Origin of the sequence: Clostridium grantii DSM 8605 (assembly GCF_900129965.1) — a bacterium.
GTDB classification, from domain to species: domain Bacteria; phylum Bacillota; class Clostridia; order Clostridiales; family Clostridiaceae; genus Clostridium_AF; species Clostridium_AF grantii.
The window spans coordinates 36,849-49,443 of record NZ_FQXM01000015.1 but is presented as its reverse complement, the minus strand read 5'-3'; the positions used below and the strand labels follow the sequence as shown (position 1 = coordinate 49,443).

At 29.6% G+C, this 12,595-nt stretch carries 12 protein-coding genes and 1 riboswitch; of the genes, 6 read left to right on the top strand and 6 right to left on the bottom strand.

Going from position 1 to position 12,595, the window contains the following annotated elements:
* Positions 1–58 precede the first annotated feature (58 nt).
* The 3 genes from BUB83_RS13190 to BUB83_RS13180 form a co-directional block, all read right to left on the bottom strand.
* Positions 59–844 (bottom strand): MBL fold metallo-hydrolase, encoded by a 786-nt coding sequence (locus BUB83_RS13190; RefSeq protein ID WP_073338937.1) that lies wholly within the window; start codon positions 842–844, stop codon positions 59–61.
* A gap of 21 nt (positions 845–865) precedes the next feature.
* Positions 866–2,122, bottom strand: coding sequence for a UDP-N-acetylglucosamine 1-carboxyvinyltransferase (locus BUB83_RS13185; protein ID WP_073338936.1), 1,257 nt, complete (start codon positions 2,120–2,122; stop codon positions 866–868).
* A 289-nt stretch (positions 2,123–2,411) separates the two neighbouring features.
* Positions 2,412–2,570 carry a DUF1540 domain-containing protein gene (locus BUB83_RS13180; protein WP_073338935.1) on the bottom strand — a complete coding sequence of 53 codons (159 nt, stop codon included), beginning with the start codon at positions 2,568–2,570 and terminating at the stop codon, positions 2,412–2,414.
* A gap of 241 nt (positions 2,571–2,811) precedes the next feature.
* On the opposite strand from BUB83_RS13180, the gene BUB83_RS13175 reads away from it, so the two are divergent.
* From BUB83_RS13175 to BUB83_RS13160, 4 genes are all read left to right on the top strand, one after another.
* Complete coding sequence (locus BUB83_RS13175; RefSeq protein WP_073338934.1) at positions 2,812–3,354, top strand: hypothetical protein; 543 nt, start codon at positions 2,812–2,814, stop codon at positions 3,352–3,354.
* A gap of 175 nt (positions 3,355–3,529) precedes the next feature.
* Positions 3,530–4,024, top strand: a complete 495-nt coding sequence (locus BUB83_RS13170) for a dUTP diphosphatase (RefSeq protein WP_073338933.1) — start codon at positions 3,530–3,532, stop codon at positions 4,022–4,024.
* Between the two features lie 81 nt (positions 4,025–4,105).
* On the top strand, positions 4,106–4,537 hold the full coding sequence (locus BUB83_RS13165; protein ID WP_073338932.1) for a DMT family transporter: 432 nt from the start codon (positions 4,106–4,108) through the stop codon (positions 4,535–4,537).
* Positions 4,538–4,613: 76 nt separating this feature from the next.
* Entirely contained in the window at positions 4,614–5,807 is a 1,194-nt protein-coding gene (locus tag BUB83_RS13160; RefSeq protein WP_073338931.1) for a S8 family serine peptidase, read from the top strand.
* Positions 5,808–6,139: 332 nt separating this feature from the next.
* On the opposite strand, the gene BUB83_RS13155 is transcribed toward BUB83_RS13160, so the two are convergent.
* Positions 6,140–7,012, bottom strand: coding sequence for a DegV family protein (locus tag BUB83_RS13155; RefSeq protein ID WP_073338930.1), 873 nt, complete (start codon positions 7,010–7,012; stop codon positions 6,140–6,142).
* A 74-nt stretch (positions 7,013–7,086) separates the two neighbouring features.
* On the bottom strand, positions 7,087–9,462 hold the full coding sequence (locus BUB83_RS13150) for a homocysteine S-methyltransferase family protein (RefSeq protein ID WP_073338929.1): 2,376 nt from the start codon (positions 9,460–9,462) through the stop codon (positions 7,087–7,089).
* Between the two features lie 149 nt (positions 9,463–9,611).
* Positions 9,612–9,713, top strand: a riboswitch (SAM riboswitch).
* Positions 9,714–9,784: 71 nt separating this feature from the next.
* Here BUB83_RS13150 and metF point away from each other — a divergent pair.
* Together metF and BUB83_RS13140 are read left to right on the top strand one after the other, a co-directional pair.
* Entirely contained in the window at positions 9,785–10,675 is an 891-nt protein-coding gene (gene metF / locus BUB83_RS13145; protein ID WP_073338928.1) for a methylenetetrahydrofolate reductase [NAD(P)H], read from the top strand.
* A 105-nt stretch (positions 10,676–10,780) separates the two neighbouring features.
* Complete coding sequence (locus BUB83_RS13140) at positions 10,781–11,233, top strand: S-ribosylhomocysteine lyase (RefSeq protein WP_073338927.1); 453 nt, start codon at positions 10,781–10,783, stop codon at positions 11,231–11,233.
* A 26-nt stretch (positions 11,234–11,259) separates the two neighbouring features.
* Here BUB83_RS13140 and BUB83_RS13135 read toward each other — a convergent pair whose 3' ends face one another.
* Positions 11,260–12,492 (bottom strand): competence/damage-inducible protein A, encoded by a 1,233-nt coding sequence (locus BUB83_RS13135; protein WP_073338926.1) that lies wholly within the window; start codon positions 12,490–12,492, stop codon positions 11,260–11,262.
* Positions 12,493–12,595: the final 103 nt, after the last annotated feature.

Sequence of the window (12,595 nt, the reverse complement as noted above, 5' to 3'; positions counted from 1 at the left end):
TATTATGATTAATTTTATAAAAAATACTTTTATTTTATAATTTTATTTATTCAAAACATCATAATTCAATACATTCGCTAGGCATGTCCCTTTTAGCCATATCTACACATAGATCTTTATTCAATTCAACATTATTTTCTCTAAGAACACTTAGCACAGTTTCATAAGCAAGCTGTGGATGATTATTTGTTTTGCTTAAGTGTCCCAAAATAATTCTTTTACAATTACCTTTTGCAATATGCACTATAGCTTTACCACAATCATCATTAGACAAATGACCTACGTCACTTAAAATTCTTCTTTTTAAATTATAAGGATATGGCCCAAATTTAACCATCTGAACATCATGATTACTTTCCAATAATACTATATCTGCACCGGATATAGCTTCTTTAACCTCATCTGAAAAATAGCCTAAATCTGTAGCTACACAAATTTTTTTATTTTCTGCTTCTACTGTATATCCTACAGGCTCAACTGCATCATGAGAAATATTATATTTTGTTATCTTCATATCATTGATAATAACATAATCACTGTCCATGATTTTTATGTTTTTTTCTTTTATATTGCCTAACTTACCAGCCATTTCTTCCCAAGTGCACTGATTTGCATAAATGGGGATGTCATATCTACGCGACAAAACACCCACACCTTTTATATGGTCACTGTGTTCATGAGTTATAAAAATAGCATCAATTTCAGAAGCTTCTCTATTAATTTTATTTAAAGCCATTTCAATTTTCTTTCCTGGTAGACCTGCGTCAATTAATATTTTTGTATGTTCTGAAGATACAAAAATACTATTTCCACTGCTTCCACTATATAAAGGACAAAAAACCATAGCTATTCTCCTATCTAAAACTTAATTTTTTTCTCTTCTGATTCGAGCTCCTAAGCTATTAAATTTAAGTTCAATATTAGGATATCCTCTATCAATATGATAAAGATGGGTAATCTCAGTAACTCCATCTGCCACAAGTCCAGCTACTATCATAGCTGCTCCTGCTCTTAAGTCAGTAGCTATTACTTTTGCACCACCAAGTTTTTTGACTCCTTCTATGACAGCTAGTGTATTTTCTACTTTTATGCTTGCACCCATTTTTTTAAGTTCGTCTACATGTTTAAATCTACTTTCCCAAATGCTTTCATTTACTATACTAATACCTTCTGCTATAGATAATAAAACTGTCATTGGTTGTTGCAAATCTGTAGGAAAACCTGGGTATGGTAGTGTTTTAACATTTACACCTTTAAGATTACCATCACTTTCAACAGTAATGCTATCTCCATCTTCAATAACTTTAACACCCATTTCTTCAAGTTTTGCTGTGATAGATTCTAAGTGCTTAGGTATTATATTTTCTATAGTTACTCTTCCACCACAAGCTGCAGTAGCAATCATATAAGTTCCTGCTTCTATTTGGTCTGGAATAACACTATAATCACACCCACTTAACGCTTCCACACCTTTTATCTTTATAACATCTGTTCCTGCACCTCTTATATTGGCACCCATTGAATTCAGAAAATTTGCTACATCCACTACATGCGGCTCTTTAGCTGCATTTTCAAGGATAGTTCTACCTTCTGCTAGAGTGGCAGCTAGCATAACATTAATAGTTGCTCCAACGCTAACTACATCAAAATAAATATTTGTCCCTATTAATCTTTCAGCTTCTGCTACAACTGCTCCATGTTCGATTCTTACATTTGCACCAAGGGCCTCAAAGCCTTTTATATGTTGATCTATAGGTCTAACCCCAATAGAACATCCTCCTGGCATTTCAACTCTTGCTTTTTTAAATCGTCCAAGTAAAGCTCCAATCAAATAATATGATGCTCTCATTTGTCTTACATCTTCACTACAAGCATCTGTAGTATTTATCGTTTCATTATCTATTATCACTCTATCATTATCTCTTTTAACTGTTGCTCCTAAATCTCTCATAATACTTAAAATGCAATTAACATCACTAATATCAGGAATGTTTTCTAAGTTACAAACACCTTTACTAGCCATTATTGATGCAGGTAGAATTGCTACCGCTGCATTTTTAGCTCCACTAATATTTACAGAACCTTCTAAACAGTGCCCACCTTCAATAACCAATTTTTCCATATATTTTACCTTCCTCACTGTATAGTGTTATTGTTACACATATAATCACATCCTTTATTATACCACAATAAAATTAATTGTTAACCCTTAATTTTATTATATGAGTTTTTATTATGTGATTTTTTACTTTAACTAAAATCCCATATTAATTACTATACTTTTATATTTATAGTTTTTCTAATTTTATCTATTTTATGTAAAAATATTTGTAAATATTTCAAAAATAAAAGCCCATACCAATTTATTTAAAATCAGCAATGGGCTTTTATCATTTCAGCATAAAGATTTATTATTTTGTTTCAAAGGATGCACAATCAGTACATTCAACTGTTTTAGCTTTTGCACTATTTTTAATAACATTTATTTCCTTCAATGTACAATAATCCTCTGACTCACAATGATTTCTACACTCTCTTACATTACAATGAATACTGTTATTGTGGTCCATAATATTACCTCCTAATTAATAAATTTAGACTGTGTTTTTTATATTTTCATAAATCACAGTCTTTTTTCTTGCTAGTGTTTGACACAGTAATATTATTCTACACAAAAACATTTTTATTCTAAACATATTTTGGGAAGAAACTAATTCAGTGCAAAACATGTAAATTTTGTGGTATAATAACTATTGATATAATAGAATCTTAATACTTATTAAAATAATGAACCATTCTGTGGAGGAAATTATGAAATATCAATTAGTGGCTTTATTTGACCAAAATTCAAATGAATTTATTGATGTAATACAAAGAGACCTTTGTAAAAAGTATAGAGTTTATAAATTAAAATCAGATTTTTGTATTCCGCTTCAAAGTTTTAACGATGCTAACATTGATGAATTCACAAAAATAATCCAAGAATCTATAACACCCTATAAAAAATTCAAAGTACAGATAACTCCTCAATTATTTTTAGACGATTATTCTAAACTTGTAGGATTAAAAGTTGATAAATCTGGATATATAAATAAAATTTCTAGGACTTTATCAGACACATTAGCTCTTCATGGCTTCAACTCAAATAATCATAAATGTGATTTTGGAATCCCAGTAGTTAGCTCAAATTATCATATTAGAAAAATGTTTAAAGAGAAACCATCTTGTGCTATAAATATAAAAAATAATTTACCTTATCTTGGATTTGCAAAAATCGAGAGATTGGAGTTAAGAAAATCTATAAATAACAAGAAGGATATCTTAATAAAATCTTTTCCTTTAAGAGATTATTAATTTTATACTGTTTTTTATTAAAATATGTTATTTTTTTACGGTGATTTTATTGTTTTTTAAAAAAAATCACTTTTTTTTATTTTTTTTTTTTGTAAACGTTGTGGTTTCTTTTTTTATTTATGAAAATAATATAAAATATAATAATAGCAAATTTCTATGAAGGGCGGAATATGTGATGGATTTACAGAATCTATTCATTTTGCAAAAAAGTGTAGATGAAAGTTTCACTGATAATTGTAATGATGAAAAGAAATCTTTGTTACCAGAAAAAATATTAGGTTTGCAAGTTAAAATAAGTGAATTAGCTAGATTAACTCAATGCTATAAATTTTGGGTTAAAGACTCCACCGTCAAACGTGGTACTATACTAGAAGAGTTCGTATATGGAGTACATTATATACTAAGCATTGGTCTTGATAAAACATACACTGATATAAACCTTGATTTTCAAATTTCACAATCTGATTTAACCTCTCAATTTATCAACCTATACATAGATATTAACGATTTTGTTGTTTGTCCTAGTATCGACAACTACAAAACTTTGTTCGAAAATTACCTGTCTTTAGGTTTTGCTCTAGGATTAAAAAAAGATGAGATTGAAAATGCTTATCTTCAGAAAAATTTAGAATTATTTAAGCAGCAAAATTCTGTAAAAACTTTAGTTTAATTAACACATTAAATATTATATTACTAGCCTCCATAAATAGTTTATTAAAATTAGGTTAAACTATTTGTGGAGGTTGATTTTATGTTTGGATTAATTTCATCTATTATAGCAGGTATTTCTATGAGTTTTCAAGGTGTATTTAATACTAGATTAAGTGAAAAAATAGGTTTATGGCAAACCAATTTCTTAGTTCAAGCAATAGCTTTTCTTATCACAGGTTTGATTTTGTTATTTGTAGGAAAAGGTAATTTAAGCAATCTTGGTTCAAGCAACAAACTTTACCTTTTAGGTGGTCCTTTAAGTGTAATTATAATTTTTACGGTTATGGGTGGCATAGAAACTTTAGGACCAACTTATTCTATTTCTACTATTTTGGTTTCACAACTTTTAGCTGCAGGTGTAATTGATGCTTTTGGTCTTTTTGGGTCTGAAAAAGTGTATTTTGGATCAACAAAAATCATGGGTCTATTAATAATGATACTAGGTATTATAATTTTTAAGTGGAAAAGATAGTTTCTTTTTTTTAAAGTTAACATTAATAATTAACAAAGACTATATTATATTATATAAAGTTCTTTAGGAGGTTTTTATGTTAGCTTTAAAAAAGAAATTAGATCAAAATCTTATTAATGCGTTAGAAAATGATGAATTTAAAAACTATAGAGTTATTATCCATAGTAAATCTATGCCTCAGAAACTTTATCAAAAATTAAACTCCTTTAAGGTAAATATTATTAGATGTATACCCTCACTAAACTGTGTTAGTGTATCTATTCAAAAGAAGTTAATTGAACGATTAATTGAATATCCTGAAATAGATTATATTAGTTTTGATTCTCATGCTTTATTGTGTGGTAGTAGTATATCTAGTTCAAACGGAATTTATTATGATACTCCTTATAAACTTTCTGGGAAAGGAATAACAGTTGGCATTGTAGATAGTGGTGTTTATCCTCATAAAGATTTAACCACTCCTAGAAATAAAATAGTTTGTTTCAAAGATATTGTTAATGGAATAACTTATCCCTACGATGATAACGGCCATGGTACCTTTGTCAGTGGGATTATATCTTCTAGTGGCCATTGCTCCAAGGGTATGTACAAAGGAATAGCAGAAAACACTAATATTTATATGATAAAAGCTTTTAATGGAATTGGTAGGGGCTTTGTTTCAGATCTACTTTTCTCCATTGAAAACATATTATTAGATAGCGAAAAATTTAATATACGTATTATTTGTCTTCCTTTCGAATTAATTGAATATAACAAATTTATTATTTCTTTGTTTGATAAATTATTCAAAGAATCTGTTAATAAAAATATAATTTGTGTAGTTCCTAGTGGTCATAATGGAAATATGGATAGTTCTATGACGGGTATTGCCACATTGGCAAGTTGTATAACTGTAGGTGGGATAGATACTACTCATTCTCCAAAAGCTTATATATATTCTTCTGGAGCTTCAAATAAGAATCAACAAAAACCTGATTTAAGCTCATCTTGTGTAGATATATATTCTTTAAATAGCGATATCTCATACAAATCTGAAAGGAATGGTAAAAAACTTTACCCTTCTCCTCTTAATCAGCCATATATATCTTATACTGGAACCTCTATATCAGCAGCTTTTATATCAGGTGTATGTGCACTTTTACTTGAAAATAATAAAGATTTGACTTTTCAAGATATTATATCTTCATTAAAATTATCTTGTAAGTTTTTAAACATACCAAAATCTATTCAAGGGTCAGGAATTATAGATTTCAAAAGCTTACTTCCTTAAAAAAATTGCTATAATTTCTAAATCATTTACTATTTGTTACTACTTTGTAACAAACAAAGGACTAAAAAGTAATATACTAATATTAATTTATAAATAGTATTTAATATTCGAGGGGTGAATATATTGGTTAACCGAATATCTTTAACAAAAGATTTAAAAGAATTTTCTTTTAAAATAACACTTTTTAAAACACTAGCTATATTCTTTTTTATATTAATGCTAAGTTTCTCTTATTTAAATTATAATTTTTAGCTGGTTTTTACCAGCTTTTTTTCTGCAAAAAAAGCTTTTTCCCATATAAAAAGCTTTTTTTATATGGGAAAACTTATATATTATTCTTCTCTTTCTTTACCAATAAAACAAAGTGCTAACATTCCAGCCCCTGTATGTGATGCTATAACTGGACCCACATGATTTATCAGTACTTCTTTAAATTCATATTTTTCTTCCAATAATCCTTGTAAAAATACTGCATCTTCTAAACAATCTCCATGACTTATCCCAATCACATCTAAAGATTTATCATTCATGTTTTTATCAAAATTTTCAACCAAAGCTTTAATAGCTTTTTTTCTTCCCCTAATGCTTGCAATATTAATAAGCTCTCCTGCTTTATTTACATGAAGCATTGGTTTAACATTTAAAAGTGTTCCTACAGCAGCTTTTGTTGCCGAAACTCTACCACCTCTTCTTAAATGTTGTAAATCTTCAACCACAAAAAAGTGCCTAACGTTAAATTTGTTATCTTCCACCCAATTAACTATTTCTTCTTTTGACGCATTATTCTTTAACATTTCATTTGCTTTATAAACTATTAAACCTTCTCCTATACTAGCACATCTTGTATCAATAACAGTAATATCTGCTTCCGGAATTTCTTCTAAAATATGTTGTCTTGCTATAACAGCACTATTATATGTACCACTTATTGCAGAATCAAAAGCTAAGTAAATAACTGCTTCTTTATTTAAAACATGCTTTCTAAAAATTTCTTCAAAAGTAAAAATGTTCACTTGAGATGTAGTAGGCATTGCACCTTCCCTCAATCTCTTATAAAAATGCTTATAAGTAAGAGTTTTGCCAAAATCATCAATGTGATTTTCTTGATCTAGATTGCAAATCAATCCTACATGGGGTAAGTTATTATCTTCAATAAAGTTTCTTGGTAAATCGCTACTTGAATCTACTAAAATAACTGTCTTCATAACTATCTCCTCTTTGAATTTAAATTAAAATATAATAAAATTATAATAATACCTATTTTAATTATATCACAAAACTATAATAGTTGTTGTGCTATTTTAACCGTTTCTCTAGCATCCTTTGCATAGTAATCCGCACCTATCATATCTGCATATTCTTGGTTTAATACCGCTCCCCCTACAAGCACTTTGCAAGGTAAGTTGTTTTCTCTTATTAATTTTATTGTTTTTTGCATACTTACAACCGTTGTAGTCATTAATGCACTTAACCCAACTAATTTTATACTATGCTCTTTAATTGCATCTACAATTTTTTGTGGTGGCACATCCTTGCCTAAATCTATAACCTCAAATCCATAATTTTCCAACAACACCTTCACGATATTTTTACCTATATCATGAATATCTCCTTTGACAGTAGCTAATACAACCTTGCCTTTATTAACTTTTTCTTCTCCCTTTGCTTCAAGTTCTTCTTTTATAATATTAAAGGCAACTTTAACAGTTTCAGCAGATTGAATTAAACTTGGTAAAAATAAAGTCCCTTTATCAAACTCTTCTCCAACATGATCCAGTGCTGGTATAAGCTGTTTATTGATTATATCCATTGAATTTTCAGTAATAAGAAGTTCTTTTGTTGCTTTGAACGCTTCTTCTTTCAATCCTTTAATAACTATTTCTTTTAAACTATGTTTAGGCTTTACAACTTCCTTAATAATATTTTCATTTTTCTCTTCATTCTTCTTGCTTGCATATAATATATAATCTTTAGAATCTTTATCTTCATTATTTAAAACTTTATAAGCTTTTATTGTGCTCATAATTTCCTCAGACTTAGGATTAATAATAGGTGCATCCAATCCCATAGTAAATGCCATGGTTAAAAATGTTTTATTTAATAATTCTCTCTCAGGTAATCCAAAGGAAATATTACTAACACCTAGAGTAGTTTTAACATTAAATTTTTCTTTAATTAATCTAATAGCCTTTAATGTCTCCATTACTTGATTTTGTTGCGCAGAAGCTGTTAAGACCAAACAATCAATAATAATATTTTTTCTTTCAATACCATATTCTTTGGCTTTATTAATTATTTTCTCAGCAATTTCAACTCTTTCCTCAGCTGTTTCAGGAATACCTCTTTCATCTAAAGTTAACCCAATAACTGCTGTTCCATACTTTTTAACAATAGGAAATATTTCTTCCATAACTTCATCTTTGCCATTCACAGAATTAATTATAGGTTTTCCATTATAAATCCTCACGGCTGCTTCAATAACATTTTTATCTGAACTATCTATTTGTAATGGATTATTTACTACCACACTAATTTCTTTTATACACTCAATCATTGTTGCTTTTTCATCTATTTCTGGAAGTCCCACATTTACATCTAAAATATCTGCTCCCATATCTCTTTGAGCCATAGCTTCATCTAGTATATACCCAATATCTTTATTTCTTAACGCTTCTTTAAATCTTTTCTTACCTGTAGGATTAATTCTTTCTCCTATCAATTTTATACCTTCATCTAAAATAACAGTTTTTGAATTAGAAGATACCGCAGTAAAATTTTTGGGATTAGTTTTTTTATACTTTACCTCTTTCAAAACTTTTTTTAACTCCAAAATATAGTTTTCATTTGTTCCACAACATCCACCTAGAATAGCTACGCCCATTTCTGCTACTTTCTTCATTTCTAAAGCAAATTCTTCTGGCATAACATCATAGCTAGCTATATTTTCTACTATTTTAGGAAGACCTGCATTAGGTTGCACCATTACTGGCACTGAAGCATATTCTAAAATAGTTTTTACAAAAGGCGCAATTTCTTTTGGTCCTAATGAACAGTTAATACCAATAGCATCTACTCCTAAGGATTCTAAGATAACAACCATAGTCAAAGGATCTGTTCCTGTTAAAGTTCTTCCATTCTCCTCAAAGGTCATAGTACAAAAAACTGGAAGATCTGAGTTTTCTTTTGCTGCTAAGATAGCTGCTTTAGCTTCATAAATATCTGTCATTGTTTCTATTAAAATCAGGTCACAACCTGCTTCTTTTCCAGCTATAATTTGAGTTTTAAATAAATCATAAGCATCTTCAAAACTCAGTTCCCCATAAGGTTGTAATAATTTTCCCGTAGATCCAATATCTAAAGCCACATATTTTTCTCCTGCTGCTTCTCTTGCAATTTCTACACCTGCTTTTATAATTTCCTCAACAGTATACTTTGTGTTCTTAATCTTTAAATCATTTGCCCCAAAAGTATTTGCAGAAATAATATCTGCTCCTGCTTCTATATATTTTTTATGTATCTCTAAAATTACTTCCCTATTTTCTATATTATATAATTCAGGCATTTCGCCTATACCCAATCCTCTACTTTGAAGCATAGTACCCATAGCGCCGTCAAAAACCAAAAATTCTTTCCCCAATAAATTCTTAATCACAATTAATCCCCCTTTTAATAAAAAATATCTGTTTATCTTTAAACTATATAATATATATAAATGTCGTATAAAGCAATAATTATCTTGACATATTAAACTTTATATTGACATTTCCTTTATAAGGTATTAGAATTAATTCAATAATTTAATATTTCTTATCCTGAGAGGTGGAGGGACTGGCCCTGTGAAGCCCGACAACCAGCAATTTATTGCCCGGTGTTAAATCCTGCAGATTTTATTCTGAAAGATAAGAGCAAATTGACATTCATATGTTTATAACTGCTTTCTTATTGAAAGCAGTTTTTTTATTTTAAGGGGGCGCTTTATGGGTATTAATGAAAAATTTAAAGAGAAGAACACTGTTATTTCCTTTGAGATATTTCCGCCAAAGGAAACTTCCTCACTAAATACAGTTTACAACACTGTAGATGCTTTAGCTCATCTACATCCTGATTATATTAGTGTAACCTATGGGGCTGGTGGCACTAGTAAAAACAAAACTGTAGAAATTTCATCCATTATAAAAAACAAATACAATATAGATTCCTTAGCTCATTTAACTTGTATTAGTTCATGTAAAAATGAGATTGATGAAATTCTATTTAATTTACAAGAAAATAATATTAATAATGTTTTAGCACTAAGAGGTGATATTCCTCATGATGTTGTTTTTTCTATTCCTAATCCTATTGAATTTAATTATTCCTCAGATTTAATATCTTATGTTAAATCTAAAGGGGATTTTTGTGTTGCTGCAGCTTGCTACCCAGAAGGTCATTTAGATTCGCCTACAAAAGAATCTGATTGGGAAAACCTTCAGTATAAAATTAATCTAGGAACAGATTTTTTAATTTCTCAACTTTTCTTTGAAAATAAATACTTTTACCAGCTCAATGATCATTTAAAAGAAAAAGGTATAAATACACCTCTTCAAGCTGGTATTATGCCTATAACTAATAAAGCTCAAATAAATAAAATAATATCTCTTTGTGGAGCAAAATTGCCCAAAAGATATGAAAATATAATAAATAAATTCGGCGATAGTCCACAAGCCTTACAAGATGCGGGAATAGCTTATGCTACAGAACAAATCATTGATTTATTAGCAAATGGAGTAGATGGCATTCATATATACACCATGAATAAACCTGAAATTGCAAAACAAATTGTTAGGAATATTTCTTCCGTGGTTAATTCTATTAATAACATTTATTAGATTTATTTTATAAAGAATGTTAGTTGTTGAATGTAATTAAGTAATATGTGATAATTATGATACTATTAAATATATGTGTCATACAATTAAAAAGGAGGTTTTATCATGCCAGAAGTTGAAAGTTTTCAATTAGACCATAGAAGAGTTGTGGCTCCTTATGTTAGAAAGTGCTGTGTTTTAGATGGAGCTCACGGTGATAAAGTTACAAAGTTTGATTTAAGATTCCTGCAACCAAATGCAGAAGCTATGCCAACAGCTGCTCTGCATGCTTTAGAACATTTATTAGCTGGATATTTAAGAGAACATTTAGATAATATTATAGATATCTCTCCAATGGGTTGCAGAACCGGATTCTATACTATTGTTTGGGGTGATGTAGCTGCTGAAGAGGTTAAAGTTGCTTTAGAAGCCGCTTTAAATCAAGTTCTAACAGCTGAAGAAGTTCCTGCCGCTAATGATTTACAATGCGGTAATTATAGAGATTTATCTTTATTTGGAGCAAAAGAATATGCTAAATATGTTTTAGAAAAAGGATTTAGTACTGAGTTTTATAAGTAAGAACTTAAATAACCCCCAATTGGGGGTTATTTAATAATTTCTCTTCTAATCCATTCCAAAGCCCTAAGCACCGTAGTGATCCTAATCTTTTCCCTACTTCCAACTAAGTGAAATTCTTTTGATTTAACTTCTCCATTAAAATATAACCCTACATACACAAGGCCCACTGGTTTTTCTTTCGTGCCTCCACCTGGTCCTGCAATTCCTGTAGTTGAAATTCCTATATTTGTGTTAGACCTTAAAGCAACTCCTTTAGCCATTTCTTCTGCTGTTTCTCTACTTACTGCGCCGTGCTCTTTTAAGGTTTCTTCTGACACCCCTAATCTTTCTACTTTAGACTCATTTGTATAAGTTATTGCTCCTTCTTTATAAACTGCTGAAATTCCCGGGTAATTAATTAAAGTTCCAGCTAGCAGCCCACCTGTACAAGATTCAGCTGATGAGATAGTTAAATTCTTTTTAACTAATAATTCCCCCACTACATTTTCTAATGTAGTTTCGCCTTCAGCATAAACAGCTATTCCTAGGCTATTTCTTATTTCTGTTTCTAAAGGTTCAATTAATTTGTATCCTTCTTCCTTGGTATCCGCTTTTGCTGTAATTCTAAAAATCATTTCTCCTTCTTTTGCATAAGGAGCTATAGTAGGATTTGTTTGATTATCTATAATATCATGTATCATTTCTTCTGCTTTACTTTCTCCTACTCCCATTACTCTTAAGATCTTAGATGTCAAAACACAATCACTAAATTTTTCTAAGAACGGTATTCCATAATTCTCAAACATTGGTTTCATTTCTTTTGGAGGTCCCGGTAGCATTATTAATATCTTACCATTTTCCTCAATTCCACAACCAGGCGCAGTTCCAAAATCATTGCATAATATAGTAACATCCTCTGGGAAATAAGCTTGTTTCTTATTGCTTTCTACCATAGGCCTATTCATTTTTTTGAAATATGCCTCTATTTTGTCTAAAGTTTCTTTATGTACTACCGATTTCTTATTAAAAAATTCAAAAGCAATCTCCTTTGTTAAATCATCCTTTGTAGGTCCAAGCCCTCCTGTGGTAATAATTAAATCTACTCTTGAAAAAGCTTCTTCAAATGCCTTCTTTAATCTTTCTCCATTATCTCCCACCACTGTATGTCTATAAACATCAAAACCTAAATCCGCTAATCTCTCACTTAAAAACTGAGCATTTGTATTTGCAATATTCCCTAATAATAACTCAGTTCCCACTGCTAAAATTTCTGCCTTCATTTAACTTCACTCCATTCTAATTATATATATCAATTATACCAAATAAAGAAAAAAACAACAGATTCATTATCTAATCCATTGTTAATATTTTTCTATTTTATAT